The 19,348-nt window shown below is 59.2% G+C and carries 17 protein-coding genes and 2 pseudogenes; 8 read left to right on the forward strand and 11 right to left on the reverse strand.

Features of this window, described 5'->3' with window-relative positions; translation table 11 throughout:
- Nucleotides 1-130: 130 nt before the first annotated feature.
- The 3 genes and pseudogenes from minE to minC all read right to left on the reverse strand — a co-directional run bounded on the left by minE (nt 131) and on the right by minC (nt 1,937).
- Nucleotides 131-399 (reverse strand): annotated as a pseudogene (gene minE, locus HMPREF1024_RS0125480) (cell division topological specificity factor MinE).
- Between the two features lie 3 nt (nt 400-402).
- Nucleotides 403-1,215, reverse strand: a complete 813-nt coding sequence (gene minD, locus HMPREF1024_RS23330) for a septum site-determining protein MinD (RefSeq protein WP_002910900.1) — start codon at nt 1,213-1,215, stop codon at nt 403-405.
- Between the two features lie 23 nt (nt 1,216-1,238).
- Nucleotides 1,239-1,937: a septum site-determining protein MinC gene (minC, locus tag HMPREF1024_RS23325; RefSeq protein WP_004180423.1), complete on the reverse strand. Its 699-nt coding sequence runs from the start codon at nt 1,935-1,937 to the stop codon at nt 1,239-1,241.
- A 126-nt stretch (nt 1,938-2,063) separates the two neighbouring features.
- On the opposite strand from minC, the gene HMPREF1024_RS23320 reads away from it, so the two are divergent.
- The 3 genes from HMPREF1024_RS23320 (at nt 2,064) to HMPREF1024_RS23310 (ending at nt 3,562) form a co-directional block, all read left to right on the forward strand.
- Complete coding sequence (locus HMPREF1024_RS23320) at nt 2,064-2,345, forward strand: YcgL domain-containing protein (RefSeq protein WP_002910898.1); 282 nt, start codon at nt 2,064-2,066, stop codon at nt 2,343-2,345.
- A 16-nt stretch (nt 2,346-2,361) separates the two neighbouring features.
- Nucleotides 2,362-3,021 (forward strand): fumarylacetoacetate hydrolase family protein, encoded by a 660-nt coding sequence (locus tag HMPREF1024_RS23315; RefSeq protein ID WP_004180422.1) that lies wholly within the window; start codon nt 2,362-2,364, stop codon nt 3,019-3,021.
- A 94-nt stretch (nt 3,022-3,115) separates the two neighbouring features.
- Nucleotides 3,116-3,562, forward strand: coding sequence for a YcgN family cysteine cluster protein (locus HMPREF1024_RS23310; RefSeq protein WP_002910896.1), 447 nt, complete (start codon nt 3,116-3,118; stop codon nt 3,560-3,562).
- A 6-nt stretch (nt 3,563-3,568) separates the two neighbouring features.
- On the opposite strand, the gene HMPREF1024_RS23305 is transcribed toward HMPREF1024_RS23310, so the two are convergent.
- From HMPREF1024_RS23305 to nhaB, 3 genes are all read right to left on the reverse strand, one after another.
- A complete protein-coding gene (locus tag HMPREF1024_RS23305; RefSeq protein WP_002910895.1) occupies nt 3,569-3,913 on the reverse strand; it encodes a DUF1971 domain-containing protein in 345 nt (114 codons plus the stop codon).
- Between the two features lie 163 nt (nt 3,914-4,076).
- Nucleotides 4,077-4,607, reverse strand: coding sequence for a disulfide bond formation protein DsbB (dsbB, locus tag HMPREF1024_RS23300; protein WP_002910894.1), 531 nt, complete (start codon nt 4,605-4,607; stop codon nt 4,077-4,079).
- 128 nt (nt 4,608-4,735) lie between these two features.
- Nucleotides 4,736-6,286, reverse strand: a complete 1,551-nt coding sequence (gene nhaB, locus HMPREF1024_RS23295; protein ID WP_009307552.1) for a sodium/proton antiporter NhaB — start codon at nt 6,284-6,286, stop codon at nt 4,736-4,738.
- 248 nt (nt 6,287-6,534) lie between these two features.
- Between nhaB and fadR the strand changes: the two genes are divergently transcribed.
- Nucleotides 6,535-7,254 (forward strand): fatty acid metabolism transcriptional regulator FadR, encoded by a 720-nt coding sequence (gene fadR / locus HMPREF1024_RS23290; RefSeq protein WP_002910890.1) that lies wholly within the window; start codon nt 6,535-6,537, stop codon nt 7,252-7,254.
- Nucleotides 7,255-7,328: 74 nt separating this feature from the next.
- Here the strand turns inward: fadR and HMPREF1024_RS23285 are convergent, their stop codons facing one another.
- Nucleotides 7,329-8,861, reverse strand: a complete 1,533-nt coding sequence (locus tag HMPREF1024_RS23285) for a SpoVR family protein (protein ID WP_002910889.1) — start codon at nt 8,859-8,861, stop codon at nt 7,329-7,331.
- 76 nt (nt 8,862-8,937) lie between these two features.
- On the opposite strand from HMPREF1024_RS23285, the gene HMPREF1024_RS31025 reads away from it, so the two are divergent.
- The 3 genes from HMPREF1024_RS31025 to dadX all read left to right on the forward strand — a co-directional run bounded on the left by HMPREF1024_RS31025 (nt 8,938) and on the right by dadX (nt 11,561).
- Nucleotides 8,938-9,084, forward strand: coding sequence for a hypothetical protein (locus HMPREF1024_RS31025; RefSeq protein ID WP_004145506.1), 147 nt, complete (start codon nt 8,938-8,940; stop codon nt 9,082-9,084).
- Between the two features lie 98 nt (nt 9,085-9,182).
- Nucleotides 9,183-10,481 carry a D-amino acid dehydrogenase gene (locus HMPREF1024_RS23280; protein WP_009307557.1) on the forward strand — a complete coding sequence of 433 codons (1,299 nt, stop codon included), beginning with the start codon at nt 9,183-9,185 and terminating at the stop codon, nt 10,479-10,481.
- Between the two features lie 9 nt (nt 10,482-10,490).
- Nucleotides 10,491-11,561, forward strand: a complete 1,071-nt coding sequence (gene dadX / locus HMPREF1024_RS23275; protein ID WP_002910887.1) for a catabolic alanine racemase DadX — start codon at nt 10,491-10,493, stop codon at nt 11,559-11,561.
- Nucleotides 11,562-11,577: 16 nt separating this feature from the next.
- Here dadX and HMPREF1024_RS23270 read toward each other — a convergent pair whose 3' ends face one another.
- Together HMPREF1024_RS23270 and ldcA are read right to left on the reverse strand one after the other, a co-directional pair.
- A complete protein-coding gene (locus tag HMPREF1024_RS23270) occupies nt 11,578-13,311 on the reverse strand; it encodes a potassium/proton antiporter (RefSeq protein WP_009307559.1) in 1,734 nt (577 codons plus the stop codon).
- Between the two features lie 92 nt (nt 13,312-13,403).
- The gene (gene ldcA, locus HMPREF1024_RS23265) at nt 13,404-14,318 is read right to left on the reverse strand and encodes a muramoyltetrapeptide carboxypeptidase (RefSeq protein ID WP_004175466.1); all 915 of its coding nucleotides are present in this window, start codon (nt 14,316-14,318) and stop codon (nt 13,404-13,406) included.
- A 175-nt stretch (nt 14,319-14,493) separates the two neighbouring features.
- On the opposite strand from ldcA, the pseudogene emtA reads away from it, so the two are divergent.
- Nucleotides 14,494-15,106: pseudogene (gene emtA, locus HMPREF1024_RS23260) on the forward strand (membrane-bound lytic murein transglycosylase EmtA).
- 41 nt (nt 15,107-15,147) lie between these two features.
- Here the strand turns inward: emtA and HMPREF1024_RS23255 are convergent.
- Both HMPREF1024_RS23255 and HMPREF1024_RS23250 read right to left on the reverse strand, forming a co-directional pair.
- Complete coding sequence (locus HMPREF1024_RS23255; RefSeq protein WP_009307564.1) at nt 15,148-17,268, reverse strand: TonB-dependent siderophore receptor; 2,121 nt, start codon at nt 17,266-17,268, stop codon at nt 15,148-15,150.
- Nucleotides 17,269-17,519: 251 nt separating this feature from the next.
- Complete coding sequence (locus HMPREF1024_RS23250; protein ID WP_004211063.1) at nt 17,520-19,265, reverse strand: alpha,alpha-trehalase; 1,746 nt, start codon at nt 19,263-19,265, stop codon at nt 17,520-17,522.
- Between the last annotated feature and the right edge of the window lie 83 nt (nt 19,266-19,348).

The raw sequence follows: 19,348 nt of genomic DNA on the forward strand, positions 1-19,348 counted from the left end.
GGGAGCTGATGGCCGAGCGGCTGAAGAGGCTGTTAAACGACTATCCGCGCTAGTTCGCGGCCAGGTTCAGACCATTAAAAAACCGGCGGCGCGTGGCGTAGCCGGTTTTTTTTCGCGATAGCGCGACAGGTCAGGATTTCGACTCTTCCGTTTCGGGTAGGGTCACGTTCAGCTCAAGAATGGATATATCCCCGTCCCGCTGCTCCAGCTGCACGCTGACCATCTCCGGGTCGATCTGTACGTATTTACAGATCACTTCCAGGATATCTTTGCGTAACTGCGGCAGGTAATGCGGCTCCGCGTCGCCGCGGCGGCGCTCGGCGACGATGATTTGCAGGCGTTCTTTCGCAATATTAGCCGTGTCTTTTTTCGCGAGAGAAAAAAGTCGAGTAAAGCCATAATTTATCCTCCGAACAGGCGTTTGAGGAAACCTTTCTTCTCTTCTTCAATGAAGCGGAAAGGGCGTTCTTCTCCGAGCAGACGTTCAACGGTATCGGCATAGGCTTTGCCTGCGTCCGAGGCGGCATCGAGGATCACCGGCTCACCCTGGTTGGATGCGCGCAGGACTGACTGGTCTTCCGGGATCACGCCTACCAGGTTGATGCGCAGAATTTCCAGCACGTCTTCCATGCTCAGCATATCGCCTTTATTAACGCGGCCTGGATTGTAGCGGGTCAGCAGCAGATGCTCTTTGATTGGCTCTTCGCCATTTTCCGCGCGGCGGGATTTAGAGGCGAGAATGCCAAGGATACGGTCGGAGTCGCGAACGGAGGAGACTTCCGGGTTAGTGGTGATGATGGCTTCATCAGCAAAGTAAAGCGCCATCAGCGCACCGGTTTCAATGCCTGCCGGGGAATCACAGACGATGAAATCGAATTCCATTTTCTTCAGTTCTTCGAGAACCTTGTCGACGCCTTCGCGAGTCAGAGCGTCTTTATCCCGGGTCTGGGAAGCCGGGAGAATGTAGAGATTTTCCGTGCGCTTATCTTTAATCAGCGCCTGGTTCAGTGTGGCATCGCCCTGAATGACGTTGACGAAATCATAAACGACGCGACGTTCGCAGCCCATAATCAGGTCGAGGTTACGCAGGCCGATGTCGAAGTCGATAACGACGGTTTTCTTTCCCTTCTGGGCCAAACCTGTAGCGATGGCCGCGCTGGAGGTGGTCTTGCCAACGCCCCCTTTACCCGAAGTCACAACAATAATGCGTGCCATAGAAATTCCTTGTTAAAAAGGGATTAATTTAACGGTTGAATTGCCAAAGCGCTTTCACCTAAACGCAGGCGCGCCGCTTTGCCATAAAATTCGGCCGGGATGTTATCGCTCAGCCAATATTCCCCGGCGATGGAGACCAGCTCCGCCGCAAGGTGGGTACAAAATATCTGGGCGTCTCTGTCGCCACCGGCGCCTGCCAGCGCGCGTCCTCGCATCATGCCATATACATGGATATTTCCGTCAGCGATAAGTTCCGCACCGGCACTCACATGATTTGTAACAATAAGATCACAGTGTGGCGCATAAATGCGCTGACCGGAACGTACCGGCTGATCAATCAAACGCGTTTTTGTGATCTGACTAGCAACTGGCGGCGGCGGGGTGGGGTCGGACGGTGCCGGACGAGAGGCTTTTTCTTTCCCTTCGGTTAATAACGGGATGCCGGCGCGGTCGATTTCGGTTTTCAGGCGCGGAATTTTGCATCCGCTAACGCCCATAATACGTAAACCGGTCGCGGCGATAGCCTCGTTGATGGCGCGCCATTCCACCTCCTCCTCGATGCTGGCGATATTCACCACCACCGGAGCATGACGTAAAAAAGCGGGAGCCTGGGCGATTTTGTCTTCTAACGCCTGACGAATAACCTCGGGATTTGCATCGTGCAAATGAACGACAGATAACGTGAAGCTACTGCCTTTAAGTTCGATTGGCGTATTTGACATCCTGGCCTTACTCAATTTGCTGTTTATCAACCGCCGAAGTGCGGTGATATTCCGAAGACTAAAAGGCATGTTATAGTCACTCATATATTGAGGCAAGTGACCACGGGTCTAATTCCGAGTAAAACTATGTTTTGTGTGATCTATCGAAGTACTAAACGTGAACAAACCTATTTATACGTCGAAAAAAAGGACGATTTCTCGCGCGTTCCTGACGAGCTAATGCGCAGCTTTGGCACGCCGCAAATGGCGATGCTGCTGCCGCTGGATGGGCGCAAAAAACTGGTTAACGCCGATCTGGAAAAAGTGAAACAGGCGTTAAGCGAACAGGGCTATTACCTGCAACTGCCTCCGCCGTCTGAAAATCTACTAAAGAAACACCTGGCGGAACAGGGGAAACAATCCGATTAACCCACGAGGGAAAATAATGTACCAACATCATAACTGGCAGGGTGCGCTTCTGGATTATCCAGTAAGCAAAGTAGTGTGCGTCGGCAGTAATTATGCGAAACACATCAAGGAAATGGGCAGTGCGACGCCGGAAGAGCCGGTGCTGTTTATTAAACCTGAGACTGCGCTGTGCGATCTTCGTCAGCCGTTGGTGCTTCCTGAGGGGCTGGGCTCGGTGCATCACGAAGTCGAGCTGGCGGTGCTTATCGGCAGCACGCTGCGTCAGGCGACGGAAGAGCATGTGCTGAAAGGGATTGCCGGCTATGGCGTCGCGCTGGATCTCACGCTGCGCGACCTGCAGGCGAAAATGAAAAAAGCGGGACAACCCTGGGAGAAGGCCAAAGGCTTCGATAATGCCTGTCCGATCTCCGGCTTTATCCCGGCCGCTGAGTTCCACGGCGACCCGCAGAATACGTCGTTAAGCCTGAAGATTAATGGCGAAGTGCGCCAGCAGGGCACCACTGCCGACATGATCCATAGGATTGTGCCGCTGATCGCCTATATGTCGCGCTTCTTTACCCTCAAAGCCGGGGATGTGATCCTCACCGGCACCCCGGAAGGCGTGGGGCCGCTGCACAGCGGTGACGAGCTGGAGGTCGGCTTCAACGGCCTGGCGCTCACTACCCGCGTGCTGTAAGCGCTATTTGCCGCCTTTTGGGGCGGCAAAACTTGCATCGGCGTGCCAGACTGGTTATAAGGTGCACCCTTAACTGGCAACGACGGACACTCCGATGAGCGAACAACCTTTCTGGCAACAAAAAACACTGGATGACATGAGCGACGCGGAGTGGGAATCGCTGTGTGACGGCTGCGGCCAGTGCTGCCTGCACAAGCTGATGGATGAAGACACTGACGAGATCTACTTCACCAACGTCGCCTGTCGTCAGCTCAATATCAAAACCTGCCAGTGTCGTAACTACGCGCGTCGCTTTGAGTATGAGCCGGACTGCATCAAGCTTACCCGCGAAAATCTGCCGACCTTCGAATGGCTGCCGCCGACCTGTGCCTATCGCCTGCTGGCGGAAGGCAAGCCTCTGCCGGCCTGGCACCCGCTGCTGACTGGCTCAAAAGCGGCGATGCACGGCGAACGCATCTCCGTTCGCCATATTGCGGTGCCTGAGTCCACGGTGGTCGACTGGCAGGACCATATCCTTAATCTGCCTGACAGGGCGCGCTAAGCGCCGTCACGCTTTCTTCGCGTGGAACAGCCCGTTTTCACCGTCGGTTTCTTCCGCCACCCAGAAGTGAATATTGAAGCGGGCGTCGTCACTGAGTTCGACGCGGTGCCAGTACTGCGGCGGACTGGTAGCAAACTGCCCGGCATGAATCACGACTTTTTTCTCCGGCTCCGTCGCCTGTTCATTGGCAAAACCGTAATAGGTCACCGTTCCCTCCATGACGCACAGCTGGCCGAAGACGCCAGCCGCGGTGTTGTGGTGGCTCAGCAGGGCGGCAGGGACATTCTCTTTGGTAAAGAATGGGGTGGAGCGTTTAACTTTCCAGTCTGCGGGGATCAGTAAAGATGACATGTGAGCTCCTGTTGGGTTTTAAAAGATGTATTTAATATGCTCCTTTTAATTGCTATGGTCAACCATAGAGGTCAACCATAGACGGGAAACGATTCAGCGATGCGCCGGAGGCATAAAAAAACGCCCCGCAGGGCGTTTCATTGTGGGCTGTACTCGCCGCGGCTTAACGACCAAACAGATCGCGTTTTTTCGCTTTGAAAGGCTGAGCAACGATCACCAGAATAGCGACCAGCAGATAGGCGGCGAAAATCCCCACCAGCCATTGCGGCATCTCCAGCGACAGGAACTGCCACTGACGTACTGAACAGTCTCCGGACGCAACGAAAACCTGCGGCAGCCATTTATCCAGCGGCAGCCAGGTTGGGAAGCGGGCGGCGAAATCGCAGGTCTGGAACGGTGAAGGGTGCAGCTGGATCATCGTATGCTCCCACGCCAGCTGTAGTCCGCGTATCGCGCTGTACAACCAGATTGCCATGGCGACATAGCGCAGCGGCGTTTTGGGGGCGATAGCGCCCACCAGTCCCGCGCCCATGATGCCGAACAGCGCGCAGCGTTCGTAAATACACATGACACACGGCTGCAGCAGCATCACGTGCTGGAACCACAGCGCGACAAGTTCGAGAATAAAAGCGGTCAACGCCATCAGGAGCCAGGCACCGCGTCCTCTTGAGCACTGGTTTAAATATTGCAACATAATCATTTCCCTGGAAGATGCTAAATCATGGCAGTGTAAACGAAAACCGAACCGACGCCAGAGGCGCGGCGGAAAATATTCCGTAACGGGTTATTGATGCGCCCGGGCGAACCCGGGCAAAAACTGACTCAGGGCAGGCTGGGCGTCACCAGCCAGCCGTGCGCCAGCAGCCAGTCGGTGACTGGCATCAGGGTGAACTCGACGCATAACAGGCCGACCAGCGTCAGTACGATGGTGTAGGGCAGCGCCATCCACACCATACGGCCATAGGAGAGCCTAATAAGCGGCGCCAGGGCGGAAGTCAGCAGGAAGAGAAACGCCGCCTGGCCGTTCGGGGTGGACACCGAGGGCAGGTTGGTGCCGGTGTTGATCGCTACCGCCAGCATCTCAAACTGGGGCAGGCTGATGGCGCCATGTTCGAGCGCCGCTTTCGCTTCGTTGATGTAGACCGTGCCGACAAACACGTTATCCGAAATGGACGACAGCAGGCCGTTGAACAGATAAAACAGCGACAGCTGCGCGTGCGGCGAGGCCTGCAGGACAAACTCGATCACCGGCGTGAACAGCTGCTGATCGATGATAACCGCGACGATGGAGAAGAAGACCGTCAGCAGCGCGGTAAAGGGCAGCGCCTCGGTGAACGCCTTGCCAATGGCGTGCTCATCGGTAACGCCGGTAAAGGTGGTGGCGAGGATGATCACCGACAGGCCAATCAGGCCGACCTCAGCCAGGTGAAAAGCCAGGGCCACGATCAGCCAAACGCCAATGAGCGCCTGGGCAATCAGCCGCAGTCGCTCCTGACGGCTGCGCTGGGCGCGGCTGCGATCGTCAAACTCCTGCAGCACCTTGCGCACCGTCGGCGGTAGCGGTTCGCCGTAGCCAAACAGGCGATACTTTTCGACCAGCAGACAGGTTAACAGACCGCAGACCATCACCGGCAGGGTCACGGGCGCCATGCGAAGAAAGAACTCGCCAAAATGCCAGCCCGCGGCTTTGGCGATAATCAGGTTTTGCGGCTCGCCGACCATGGTCATGACGCCGCCGAGCGCGGTCCCGACGCCGGCGTGCATCATCAGGCTGCGCAGAAAGCCGCGGAACTGCTCCAGCACCTCACGGTAGTGCTGCTCGATATGGCTGTCATCGAGCAGGTCGCTATCGTCCGGGCGCGCCGAGGCGACGCGGTGATAGATGCCGTAGAACCCGACGGCGACGCTGATCACTACCGCCACCACCGTCAGCGCATCGAGAAAGGCCGAGAGGAAGGCGGCCGCCAGGCAGAACGCCAGCGATAGCAGCATTTTGCTGCGGATCCCCAGCAGCAGGCGCGTAAACACGAACAGCAAAAGCTGTTTCATAAAGTAGATACCCGCCACCATGAACATCAGCAGGAGCAGCACCTCCAGATTGCCGGCGATCTCTTCCCGGACGTGCGCCGGGCTGGTCATGCCGATCAGCAGCGCCTCGATAGCCAGCAGACCACCCGGCAGCAGCGGATAGCACTTCAGCGCCATGGCGAGGGTAAAGATAAACTCGACCACCAGCAGCCAGCCGGCGACAAACGGCGCCACGGCGAACACCAGCGGATTTACGATTAAGAAAATGATTAATGCCAGCTTGTACCAGTCCGGCGACTGGCCAAGAAAATTGCGCCACAGCGCGCGGCCATAAGAAATTTCCACGACAGAATCCTTCCCCGTCAATGAGTGCATGGTTTTGTGCATAACGATTGGCAAGAGTACCAGTTGAGCAAAATGAGAAGCAACTTTCTTCGCGCCGCGCTGGCGGTTTGTGAAGATAAGGAAAAGCGCAAAGTAAAAGCGGAAAATTAAACGGCGATCCCTTTTTAATTCACTTGCCATGCTATCTGCGCTATAGCGGCTCTGGTATGATGAGTGCAATTGTAACGCTGTGTAATGGAAATCTTACTATGGTCATTAAGGCGCAGAGCCCTGCGGGTTTCGCGGAAGAGTACATCATTGAGAGTATCTGGAATAACCGCTTCCCTCCCGGATCGATTCTCCCCGCTGAACGCGAGCTTTCTGAGCTGATCGGTGTCACCCGCACAACCCTGCGCGAAGTATTGCAGCGTCTGGCCCGTGACGGCTGGCTGACCATTCAGCATGGTAAGCCCACTAAAGTGAATAACTTTTGGGAAACCTCCGGCCTGAATATCCTCGAAACGCTGGCGCGCCTCGATCACGACAGCGTACCGCAGCTGATTGATAATCTGCTCTCCGTGCGCACCAACATTTCCACGATTTTTATCCGCACCGCGTTTCGCCAGCATCCGGATAAAGCGCTGGCGGTCCTGGACAGCGCCCGGGAGGTGGAGGATCACGCCGACGCCTTCGCCGAGCTTGATTATAATATTTTCCGTGGTCTGGCGTTTGCCTCCGGCAACCCGATCTACGGTCTGATCCTCAACGGCATGAAGGGGTTGTATACCCGCATCGGCCGCCACTATTTCTCCAGCCCGGAAGCGCGCAGCCTGGCGCTCGGTTTCTATCATCAGCTGGCGAAAGTGTGTGAGGCTGGCCTGCATGACCAGGTTTACGAGCTGGTTCGTCGCTACGGCCATGACAGCGGCGAGATCTGGCACCGGATGCAGAAATCGCTGCCCGGTGATTTAGCCATGAATATGCGTTAAGCGGGCTTTTCGCGATCGATATACAGAACAAGGGGGCCAATGGCCCCCTTTGTTATTTTACTCGCCCCGCAATGCTATAGCGCGTTCGGCCGCGCCGGGCAGCGGTCCAACAGCTCAATGCTGCCGTCGGCGTTCTGCTGCTCCAGCAGCACATCGAACCCCCACAGACGATGCACATGCTTCAGCACTTCGCGCCGGCCTTTGTCCAGCGGGACGCGGTTGTGCGGCACATAGCGCAAGGTCAGCGATCGGTCGCCGCGCAGGTCAACGTTCCACACCTGGATGTTCGGCTCAAGATTGCTGAGGTTATACTGCGCGGAGAGCTTATTGCGGATCTCGCGATAGCCCTCTTCGTTGTGAATCGCCGAGATCTCCAGATAATTGTTGTGATCGTCGTCGAGCACGGTAAAGAAGCGGAAATCGCGCATGATCTTCGGCGACAGGAACTGACTGATAAAGCTTTCATCCTTAAAGTCGCGCATGGCGAAATGCAGCGTTTCCAGCCAGTCAGAACCGGCGATATCGGGGAACCAGTACTTATCCTCTTCCGTGGGCGACTGACAGATGCGCTTGATGTCCTGGAACATGGCGAAGCCCAGCGCGTAGGGGTTAATCCCGCTGTACCACGGACTGTTGTACGGCGGCTGGAACACCACGTTGGTATGGCTGTGGAGAAACTCCAGCATAAAGCGCTCAGTCACTTTCCCTTCATCGTAGAGATGGTTGAGGATGGTGTAGTGCCAGAAGGTGGCCCACCCCTCGTTCATCACCTGGGTCTGTTTCTGCGGGTAGAAATACTGGCTGACTTTACGCACGATGCGCAGGATCTCGCGCTGCCACGGTTCGAGCAGCGGGGCGTTCTTCTCCATAAAGTACAGCAGGTTCTCCTGCGGTTCGGAAGGGTAGCGACGAGCGGATTCAATCGCTTTTTCCTCTTCGCGCTTCGGCAGGGTGCGCCACAGCATATTCACCTGGCTTTGCAGATACTCTTCCCGGCTTTTCTGCCGCGCTTTCTCCTCCTGCAGAGAGATTTTTTGCGGACGTTTATAGCGGTCGACGCCGTAGTTCATCAGCGCGTGGCAGGAGTCGAGCAGTTTCTCTACTTCGTCGACGCCATAGCGCTCTTCGCACTCGGTGATGTACTTACGGGCAAAGATCAGATAGTCGATGATCGAGCTGGCGTCGGTCCAGCTGCGAAACAGATAGTTATTTTTAAAAAACGAGTTATGCCCGTAGCAGGCATGGGCCATCACCAGCGCCTGCATGGTGATGGTGTTTTCCTCCATCAGGTAGGCGATACAGGGGTTGGAGTTGATGACTATCTCATACGCCAGACCCTGCTGACCGTGCTTATAGGCCTGCTCGGTCTCAATAAATTTTTTGCCAAACGACCAGTGCGGATAGTTGATGGGCATGCCGACGCTGGAGTAGGCGTCCATCATCTGCTCGGAAGTAATGACTTCGATCTGGTGCGGGTAGGTGTCAAGACGATAGAGCTTGGCGACCCGGTCCACTTCGGCCAGGTAGGTTTCCAGTAACTCGAACGTCCAGTCGGGTCCATCGCTTAAACGGGTGGTGTCCCTGTTCATGGAGTCAATCGTAGCCATTAGCGCGCCCTCGTTGTTGTTGGTTTTCTCTGAACGGAAAACCTCTAAACAAGCATAGAACACGGTGCAGCAAACTGTGCTGTACGCCAATCGCTTTTCTTCGCGATTTCCCCATCTCAAAGCCGTTTTTTTGCCTTGTTTGCAGAATTTAATGCTGGGTAAAAATAAAGCGCAGCATGAGATCGTAAATCTCACAGCGCAGGGCTGGTGCGGTTTGCTGTGAGTTAAGTCACCATAAATAAAGCGTATGTTGAATAATATTTTCAACTGAGTTATCAATTTGTAATTAGATGATTGTTCTTTAACTGTTACGGAGTCGCTATGCGTGTCGTCATACTGGGAAGTGGGGTGGTTGGGGTAGCCAGCGCGTGGTATTTGAGTCAGGCGGGTCATGACGTGACGGTCATCGACCGTCAGCCCGGTCCGGCAGAGGAGACCAGCGCGGCCAACGCCGGGCAGATTTCTCCCGGCTATGCGGCGCCCTGGGCGGCGCCGGGGGTGCCGCTGAAGGCGATCAAATGGATGTTTCAGCGCCATGCGCCGCTGGCGATCGGTCTTGACGGCACCTCGTTCCAGTTGAAGTGGATGTGGCAGATGCTGCGCAACTGCGACACCCGCCACTATATGGAGAACAAAGGCCGTATGGTGCGCCTGGCGGAGTACAGCCGCGACTGCCTGAAGGCGCTGCGCGACACCACCGGCATTCAGTATGAAGGGCGCCAGGGCGGGACGCTGCAGCTGTTCCGTACCGCCAAACAGTATGAAAATGCCACCCGCGACATCGCGGTGCTGGAGGACGCCGGCGTGCCGTATCAGCTGCTGGAAGCGAAGCGGTTGGCGGAGGTGGAGCCGGCGCTGGCGGAGGTCAGCCACAAACTGACCGGCGGCCTGCGTCTGCCAAATGATGAAACCGGCGACTGCCAGCTGTTTACCACCCGTTTGGCGGCGATGGCGGAGCAGGCCGGCGTGACCTTCCGCTTCAACACCGCAGTGGATGCGCTGCTGCACGAGGGCGATCGCATTGCCGGGGTGAAATGCGGCGATGAGATTATCAAGGGCGACGCCTATGTGATGGCCTTCGGCTCCTACTCGACGGCGATGCTTAAAGGGCTGGTGGATATACCGGTCTACCCGCTGAAAGGCTACTCATTGACTATTCCGATCGCTCAGGAGGACGGCGCGCCGGTTTCAACTATCCTTGATGAGACTTACAAAATCGCCATCACCCGCTTCGATCAGCGCATTCGGGTCGGCGGCATGGCGGAGATCGTCGGTTTTAACAAAACGCTGCTGCAGCCGCGTCGCGAAACCCTGGAGATGGTGGTGCGCGATCTGTTCCCGCGCGGCGGCCACGTGGAGCAGGCGACGTTCTGGACGGGCCTGCGGCCGATGACGCCGGACGGCACGCCGGTGGTCGGCCGCACAGCGTATAAAAATCTGTGGCTCAACACCGGCCACGGCACGCTTGGCTGGACCATGGCCTGCGGCTCCGGGCAGCTTATCAGCGATCTGATCTCCGGCCGCACGCCGGCGATCCCTTACGACGATCTGGCGGTTGCCCGCTACAGCCCCGGTTTTACCCCGGCGCGCCCGCAGCACCTGCACGGCGCACACAACTAAGGAGCTTGCATGACCCGTCCGGTAGTGGCCAGCATCGACCTGCTGGCCTTGCGGCAGAATTTACAGATAGTGCGTCGCGCGGCCCCCGGGTCGCGCCTGTGGGCGGTGGTCAAGGCCAACGCCTACGGCCACGGCGTGGCGCGCGTATGGAGTGCGTTAAGCGCGGCGGATGGTTTCGCCTTGCTCAACCTGGAAGAGGCGATCCTGCTGCGCGAGCAGGGCTGGAAAGGCCCGATCCTGCTGCTGGAGGGCTTCTTCCATGCCGATGAGCTGGCGGTGCTGGATCAATATCGTTTAACCACCAGCGTCCACAGCAACTGGCAGATTAAGGCCCTGCAGCAGGCGAAGCTGCGCGCGCCGCTGGATATCTATCTCAAGGTGAACAGCGGCATGAACCGGCTGGGCTTTATGCCTGAGCGGGTCCACACCGTCTGGCAGCAGCTGCGGGCGATAAGCAACGTCGGCGAGATGACGCTGATGTCGCACTTCGCGGAGGCGGAGAACCCGCAGGGAATTGTCGAGCCGATGCGCCGTATCGAACAGGCGGCGGAGGGGCTGGATTGCCCGCGCTCGCTGGCCAACTCGGCGGCGACCCTCTGGCATCCGGAAGCGCATTTTGACTGGGTTCGTCCAGGCATCGTGCTGTATGGCGCGTCGCCTTCCGGGCAGTGGCAGGACATCGCCAACACCGGGCTGAAGCCGGTGATGACGCTGCGCAGCGAGATTATCGGCGTGCAGAACCTGCGCCCCGGCGAGGCGATTGGCTATGGCGGCCTGTACCGCACCACCCAGGAGCAGCGGATCGGCATCGTCGCCTGCGGCTATGCCGATGGCTATCCGCGGGTGGCGCCGAGCGGCACGCCGGTGCTGGTGGATGGCGTACGCACCACCACCGTTGGACGCGTATCGATGGATATGCTGGCGGTCGATTTAACGCCTTGTCCGCAGGCCGGGATCGGCGCGCCGGTCGAGCTGTGGGGCAAAGAGATTAAAATCGACGACGTGGCGGCCAGCAGCGGCACCGTCGGCTATGAGCTGATGTGCGCCCTGGCGCCGCGGGTGCCAGTTGTGACCCTGTAACCTATTCCGGGGCGGATCACTCCGCCTCGTCTTCCGCGACCCGCACCCCAACCTTCAGCACGTGATCGTTCNCTTTTTCAGCTACCGTCCACACCATCCCGGCGAACTCCACCTGGTCGCCCACCACCGGCGCCGCGCCCAGCAGCTGCTGCACCACTTCCCCGAGCGACTGCTGATGCTCGCGGAACTCCTCACCGCCGTCGAGACCGTAGATTTGCGCCACATCGGCGAAGCGGGCCTCAGCATCAAGAATGAAGTCGCCGAAAAAGCGCTGATCGAGCGCCACCGGCGGCGACTGGCTGAACATTTTGCCCAGCGCCGGCAGGTCGTGCTCTCGACCAATAACGCACAGGATATCGCCTTCCCGCAGGCGGGTGCTGCCGGTGGGGTGCAGCAGGACATTGTTGCGAAACAGCGCGGCAATCCGCGTCTCCGGTGGCATGTGCAAGTCGCGCAGCGCCGCGCCGATGCACCACTTATCGGCCCCCAGCTGGTAGACAAACTGCTCCCACGGGTTTTCCGGGTGAATATCCAGCCCGACGCGGGAGATGGGCCAGCTGATGGGCGGAACCACCACTTTGGCTTTTTTCGCCGCCCACGACAGCGAAGTGCCCTGCAGCAGCAGCGACACCAGCACCACGAAGAAGGCGACATTGAAGAACAGGCGGGCGTTGTCCAGGCCGGCCATCATCGGGAACACCGCGAGAATAATGGGCACCGCGCCGCGCAGGCCAACCCAGCTGATAAACACCCGTTCGCGCAGGTTAAAGCCGCGAAACGGCAGCAGGCCGGCAAACACCGACAGGGGCCGGGCAATGAATATCATCCACATCGACAGCAGCAGCGCCGGGATAGCGATCGGCAGCAGGTCGGAGGGCGTCACCAGCAGGCCCAGCACCAGGAACATGGCGATCTGCGCCAGCCACGCCAGGCCGTCGAAGTTCTGCAGGATGCCGTGCCGGTTGCGGATCGGCCGGTTGCCCAGCAGAAAGCCGCAGAGATAGACGGCGAGGATACCGCTGCCGTCGAGGGAGGTGGTGACGGCAAAAATCATGATCCCGCCGCTCAGCGCCAGCAGCGGATAGAGGCCGGCGGGCAGCACGATGCGGTTAATCATCTGCAGCAGCAGGTAGCCGCCGCCGAGGCCGATGGCGATCCCGAGGCCGAACTGCTGAATGATATGCACGGCGAACATCCAGCTGAGGCCGGTTTGGTGCTGCTGGATCATTTCGATCAGGGTGATGGTCAGGAAGACCGCCATCGGGTCGTTACTGCCTGACTCTATCTCCAGCGTCGAGCCGACGCGCTCGTTGAGCCCCTTGCCGCCGAGCAGCGAGAAGACCGCCGCGGCGTCGGTGGAGCCGACAATGGCGCCGATCAGCAGGCCTTCGATCAGATCCAGCTTGAACAACCAGGCCGCCATCATCCCGGTCAGCGCCGAGGTGATCAGTACCCCAACCGTCGCCAGCGACAGCGCGGGCCACAGCGCGACGCGAAAGGAGCTGGCCTGGGTGCGCATCCCGCCGTCCAGCAGGATCACCGCCAGCGCCAGGTTACTCACCATATAGGCGAAGGGGTAGTTGTCGAAGGGGATGCCGCCGATGCCGTCAATGCCTGCCAGCATCCCGATGGCCAGAAAGATGACCAGAATCGGGATGCCAAGGCGCGAAGAAAAGGAGCTCAATAAGATACTGCAGGTTACTAAAACAGAACCCAGAATAAACAGACTAATGACCGCAGCGGCGTCCAATGTTCACGTACTCCCTGACTGGCGTGAAAAAATGGCTAAAAGTGACACTATTTTAACAATTCGCAGGGGATCCGCCTATGCGTTCGGGAAATTTATTCTGTCAGCACCGGATGGCCGCCGATCGTCAGAGTGGTGGCCGTCGCCTGATTCACCAGGCGCGCGCGGGCGCCCAGCGGCAGGGTCACCGTGCGCTGCTCGTGGCCAAACTCCAGTCCGCTAATCAGCGGCAGGGGGAGCTGCTGGCGCAGATAATCAAAGACCTGCGGCAAATCGTATCCCGCGTCATAGTCGTTCGGCGCGCTGCCGGTGAAGCTGCCGAAGATCACCGCTTTCTGCGCCGCCAGCACGCCACTGTGCAACAGCTGAAGCAGCATGCGCTCGACGCGGAACGGGTGCTCGTTGATATCCTCCACCACCAGGATGCCGTCGCGGATCGCCGGCAGCCACGGCGTGCCGATAAGCGAGGTCAGCATCGCCAGATTTCCCCCCCACAGGGTGCCTTCCACCCGGCAGTTCGGCCCTTCGCCCGGCCATTCGAGGGTGAATTCCGGCTGGCGTAGCGCCTGCCAGAAATGGTGCTCGGTAAACGGGTCGAGTGTCTCCGCGCCGAAGTTGCCGGCGAGCATTGGCCCGCTGAAGGTGATGACGTTGCCCATGGCCAGCAGGCCCGACTGGATAGCGGTGAAATCGCTGTGGCCGCAAATCAGCAGCGGGTCGCGCTGCTGGCGGGCAACCAGTCCCTGCCAGTCGATATGCGGCAGCAGGCGACTGGCGCCGTAGCCGCCGCGCACGGCGAGGACGATCCGGTTGCGGCCGGGCAACTGGGCCAGCTGGTTAATATCGGCCAGCCGTTCATGTTCAGTCCCGGCGAAACGCTGCTGCCGGCGGGGAATGACCTGCTGGTGGGCCACCTCGTGTCCGGCCTGCTGCAGACGCTCGACGCCGCGGGCTGCCGCCTGCTGGTTGATGCAATACCCGGATGGCGCGACCAGATAAAACTGAGACATGATAATTCCTTGCTATGAATGAAAGGGTTATGATGCCGCCTGGAATGGCGATTGTCATCTCCAGGTGGCTAACTTCAGTCCGCACCCGTCATCCTTCAGGTTGTCGGCAGGCGGGAGACGTACCGCGGCCGTCGTTCTGTAGCATGATGGCGTTTGGGTAGATAAGGATAGATGTGTGAAATTGAGATGGTTGCTTATTTTAGTCGTTTTTCTGGCCGGTTGTAGTTCGAAACATGATTACACTAACCCGCCGTGGAACCCCGAGGTCCCGGTGAAGCGGGCGATGCAGTGGATGCCGATCAGTGAAAAAGCCGGCGCCGCCTGGGGCGTGGATCCGCAGCTGATCACGGCGATCATCGCCATCGAGTCGGGTGGTAATCCTGCGGTGGTGAGTAAATCCGGCGCCGTCGGGCTGATGCAGCTCAAGCCGTCGACCTCCGGACGCGATGTCTATCGGCGGATGGGGTGGCGCGGCGAGCCGTCGGTCAGTGAGCTGAAAAACCCGGAACGTAATATCTCGATGGGGGCCGCCTATCTGAGCATTCTGGAGAACGGTCCGCTGGCGGGGATCAAAGACCCCGCAGGTGATGCGCTATGCGGTGGTGGTCTCCTATGCCAACGGCGCTGGCGCGCTGCTGCGTACCTTCTCCTCGAACCGCCAGGACGCCATCGAGGAGATTAACGATCTCGACGCCGATGAGTTCTTCGAACATGTGGTGAAAAAACACCCGGCACCGCAGGCGCCGCGCTATATCTGGAAACTACAGAAAGCGCTGGACGCCATGTAATCCCTCGTTTGGCCTCCGGTAGTCTCCCGGAGGCCACGTCCTCAGAAATCGTAGCCCACGGTGGCTATAACGCTGCGCTCTGCTCCCCAGTAACAGTTGCCGGTGCCATAGCAGCCGGAAATATACTCGCGGTCGCCGATATTGTTGGCGTTAACCTGCACATAAGCGCCTTTCAGCGTTGGCGACCAGACGCCGAGGTCGGCCCGCATCATGGCGTCCATCAGCGTGACCGACGGCAGCCGCGCGGTGTTGGCATCATCCGCCCACTGTTTACCGATGTAGCGGACGCCGGCGCCAACGGAGATCCCCGCCGGGAACTGATAGCGCGCCCAGAAGGAGGCCATCTGATCCGGGGTCAGCTGCGGCGTGTTATTGTCGGTCCCGTCTTTGGTGTCCTGGAAACGCAGACGATTCCAGGTATACGAGGCGATAGTACTCAGCTGCGGGGTGATCTGGTGGTGCGCTTCCAGCTCAACGCCCTGGGAATGGACCTTACCCGCCGGAATATAGGTGGCGGTGGCGATGTTCGGGTCGCGAGTGGCGACATCCTTTTGCGTCAGGTCGTAAATCGCGATGCTATAGAGATCGCTGCTGCCCGGCGGCTGGAACTTCAGGCCGGCTTCAACCTGTTCGGCGGTGGTCGGTTTCAACGGTTTGCCGTCCGCGCCCGGCAGCATCGCCGGAGTGATCGCCTGGCTGTAGCTCAGGTAGGGCGACAGACCGTTGTCCAGGGCGTACAACAGCGAGGCGCGGCCGCTGATATGGTCGTCTGAACGGCGGTTTGAGGTCCCCTGTGTATCGCTGACCTGCTGGGAAACGATGCGGTCGTAGCGGGCGGAAACATCCACATGCCAGCGGTTCCAGACCATCTCATCCTGCAGATACAGCCCGGTCTGGTAATAGCGGCGATTATTGTCGTCGCTGTAGGTAACGGTATGTCCGGTCTGCGCGGTATAGCCGCTAAACGGGTTAAGGGGCGCCGCGCCGCCGGCGCCGGTCCACAGGTCGTTACGGAAGCGATGATATTCGGCGCCGAGGATCAGGGTGTGCGCCAGGTCGCCTGTATTGAAATCGGCGCGCAGGCGGTTATCGGTTGACCAGCCGTCCAGCGAACCGCGCGAACCGCTGTAGCCGCGGGCCAGCATGTCGCTGTCATCTATCCAGCCGACCTGGTAGACCTGATCGAGGGAGACGTTGGTATGGGTGTAGCTCCCGGCGGAAGAGACCGACCAGACGTCGGTGAACTGGTGGTCAAACTCATAGCTGTAAATCTGCTGGCGGCGCTGATAGCCATCTCCCGGATCGCCTTCGTTGGTGCTGGGGGAGAGCTTACGGCCATTGTGCGCGTAGCGGGTGCCGTCCAGCGGCAAAGAGCCGTGGTAGCCGCCGGAAGGATCTTTTTGCAGATAGGCGCGCAGCAGCAGCGAGGTGTCGCTGTCCGGCTGCCACAGCAGGGAAGGCGAAATCGCGTAGCGCTCTTCGCGGGTATGGTCATACTGCGTGTCGCTGCTGCGGGTCATCCCGATCAGCCGCCATGCCCACTGGTCATTGATGGCGTCGGTGTAATCGAAGGCCGCGCCTTTGGTATTTTGCGTGCCGCCGGTCAGGCGGATGTGGCCCTGCTGACTGAACTGCGGACGTTTGGAAGTCAGGTTGACCACGCCGCCCGGCACGCTCTGCCCGTAGAGCGCGGAGGAGGGGCCGCGGATCACATCCACGCGTTCGATAAACCACGGGTCGATTTGCAGTACGTTATGGCTGCCGCCGTCGCTCATCAGGCGCATGCCGTCGAGGAACAGGTTATCGACGTCGCCGCCGTGGTAGCCGCGCAGGGAGATGGCGTCGAACCGGGTGGCGCCGCCGCCGAAGCTGGAGTAGACCCCCGGGGTATATTCCAGCGCCTGGCTGATGGTATTCGCCCCCTGATCCGCCATCTGCTGGCGGGTGACCACCGACACCGACTGGGCGGTAGTGATTAACGGCTGGTCGGTTTTCGTCGCCCCGAGCGAGGTGCTGGCGCTGTAGCCCTCCGTCGGCGCGCTGGCGGACGCCGGCGGGGTGGCAGTGACCACCACCGTCTCTTCGGCTTGCGCGGTGAAGGGGAGTGCGACCGCAAGGGCATACAGCAGCCCCGGGCGTTTTCGAGAAATAGCCACGTTCATAAGATCATCCTGAACCAACGCGGTCTGGTACTCCTGTACGCCGCCGCGTGAAAAACGAATCTGTCATTATTCGTTAAAAAGTAATGCGAATTATTATTGTTTGTATTTGTGCGATCAAGCGAAAAGGTGACCTGTTCAACGCGAGGGGGTGGGGAAGTGTTTCCCGCGAGCCGCAGAATGGGTCTGCGCGGGATGATAGTGACCAGGGAGACCGCTTCCCCCTACCGATTTTGGTAGGGGGCGGCGATGCGTCAGGAGCCGGTCTTTTGCGGTTCCGCAGGGGCGGGGTCGTTAGCCGCGGGCGCCGCAACAGGTTTGTCCTGCGGTGAAGGGGTTGTCGCCGGACGGGTAGCGGGCAGCGCATCGCAGGGTTTCTCCTGCGGGCAGATCAGATCCAACATCTTCAGGGTGACGCCGTTGGTCCAGCCAAAGCCGTCCTGCAGCGGATATTCCCCGCCGCCGCCGCCGGTGCCGGTCGAGCTCACGTCATACTTCTCCACCAGCTTTTGCTTACTGTCATAGGTATGCTGCACGTTGGTCAGGAAGCGCCAGGTGACCTCCATGGCGATCTTCTGCTGACCATAGTTTTGCAGCCCCTCGACCGCCACCCACTGCAGCGGCGCCCAGCCGTTGGGGGCGTCCCACTGCTGGCCGCTGTTGACGGTGGTGGTGGTCAGCCCGCCGGGTTTAAGCAGGCGCGACTCGGCGGCGGCGGCCACTTTCGTCGCCCGCTCGCGTGACGCGGCATTGACGTACAGCGGGAACAGCGCCGCCGCGGTCAGCTGATTGCGCACCTTGTGGCTTTTCAGATCGTAGTCGGCGTACCATCCCTCTTTATCATTCCACAGGTATTTCTCGATGGCCTGCTGGCGGGCGTTAGCCAGCGCATCGTACTGCGTAGCGCCAGCGCTGTCCCCGGATGCCTTGCTGGCGCGGGCGAGGGTTTTCTCCAGATGGAACATCAGGGCATTGAGATCGACCGGGACAATCGAGGTGGTGCGAATGGTGGCGAGCTGCTGCGGATTGTCCATCCAGCGGGAGCTGAAATCCCAGCCGGAGGCGGCGGCGGAGCGCAGGTCGCGATAGATCTCGGTTGCCGGACGATTCGGGTTGCTTTTGGCGGTTTTGACGTCGTCAAGCCAGGACTCGGGACGCGGGGTGTCGTTATCGTCCCAGTAGCGGTTGAGCAGCGCGCCGTCCGCCATCCGCACCGCCCGTTTGTCGGCGCTGCCGGGAGCCAGCGCGTCCGCTCCGGCCATCCAGTAGCGATACTCTTTCTCCAGCTGCGGCTGGTAGGTTTTCAGCACCTGGTCGCCATCGTGCGTCGCCAGCAGGCTCACCATAAAGGAGAAGAAGGGGGGCTGCGAACGGCTGAGATAATAGGTGCGGTTGCCGTTGGGGATATGGCCCCAGGCGTCAATTTCCGCGGCGAAGTTGGCGACCATATCCTCGACTTTATCCCAGTGACCGCTTTCGGCAAGACCCAGCATGGTGAAATAGCTGTCCCAGTAATAGACTTCGCGGAAACGTCCTCCGGGCACCACGTAGGGCTTAGGCAGCGGCAGCAGCGAGTCCCATTTTTCCACCTCGACGGTGCTGCGGGTCAGGACCGGCCACAGGCCATCGATATGTTGACGCAGAGTTTGCCCTTTGGGCGGCACATAGGTGTCGTTCTCTTTCGGCAGCGTGAAGTTCAGTTCGACGAAGTGGCGCAGGTCGAAGCTGGCCTGGTTTTTTTGCATCCGGTAATCGGCAAGGATCATCAGCGGATCGCTGTTAGGGATAGCGTCGGCGAAGGTTTTCTGATCGGCAAACAGCTTCGCGCTCTGGACATCATTGAACAGCGGGCCCAGCAGAATATCCGGCGAGGGGGGCGGCGCGGTTTTGCCGTCTTCCGCCTGAGCGTTCAGGCTCATCAGGGCGATCAGAGCGCCGCCGATCGCCAGGCGCAGGGAACAGGGCAAAGCAGCGGGACGACGTGCATCAGTACTCGTCATGGGGAGTTCTCCTTATCATTATCGACTGCGGGCCACGACGTTTGGCCATCCAAAAACCTTAGACGAATATCTGCCGCTGCGCG

It is taken from the genome of Klebsiella sp. 4_1_44FAA (genome assembly GCF_000238715.1).
Lineage (GTDB): Bacteria > Pseudomonadota > Gammaproteobacteria > Enterobacterales > Enterobacteriaceae > Klebsiella > Klebsiella pneumoniae.

Coding starts and splice junctions, on each gene's coding strand:
- minD (WP_002910900.1), bottom strand. CDS start 1,215: ATGGCACGCATTATTGTTGTGACTTCGGGTAAAGGGGGCGTTGGCAAG.
- minC (WP_004180423.1), bottom strand. CDS start 1,937: ATGTCAAATACGCCAATCGAACTTAAAGGCAGTAGCTTCACGTTATCT.
- HMPREF1024_RS23320 (WP_002910898.1), top strand. CDS start 2,064: ATGTTTTGTGTGATCTATCGAAGTACTAAACGTGAACAAACCTATTTA.
- HMPREF1024_RS23315 (WP_004180422.1), top strand. CDS start 2,362: ATGTACCAACATCATAACTGGCAGGGTGCGCTTCTGGATTATCCAGTA.
- HMPREF1024_RS23310 (WP_002910896.1), top strand. CDS start 3,116: ATGAGCGAACAACCTTTCTGGCAACAAAAAACACTGGATGACATGAGC.
- HMPREF1024_RS23305 (WP_002910895.1), bottom strand. CDS start 3,913: ATGTCATCTTTACTGATCCCCGCAGACTGGAAAGTTAAACGCTCCACC.
- dsbB (WP_002910894.1), bottom strand. CDS start 4,607: ATGTTGCAATATTTAAACCAGTGCTCAAGAGGACGCGGTGCCTGGCTC.
- fadR (WP_002910890.1), top strand. CDS start 6,535: ATGGTCATTAAGGCGCAGAGCCCTGCGGGTTTCGCGGAAGAGTACATC.
- HMPREF1024_RS23285 (WP_002910889.1), bottom strand. CDS start 8,861: ATGGCTACGATTGACTCCATGAACAGGGACACCACCCGTTTAAGCGAT.
- HMPREF1024_RS23280 (WP_009307557.1), top strand. CDS start 9,183: ATGCGTGTCGTCATACTGGGAAGTGGGGTGGTTGGGGTAGCCAGCGCG.
- dadX (WP_002910887.1), top strand. CDS start 10,491: ATGACCCGTCCGGTAGTGGCCAGCATCGACCTGCTGGCCTTGCGGCAG.
- ldcA (WP_004175466.1), bottom strand. CDS start 14,318: ATGTCTCAGTTTTATCTGGTCGCGCCATCCGGGTATTGCATCAACCAG.
- HMPREF1024_RS23255 (WP_009307564.1), bottom strand. CDS start 17,268: ATGAACGTGGCTATTTCTCGAAAACGCCCGGGGCTGCTGTATGCCCTT.
- HMPREF1024_RS23250 (WP_004211063.1), bottom strand. CDS start 19,265: ATGACGAGTACTGATGCACGTCGTCCCGCTGCTTTGCCCTGTTCCCTG.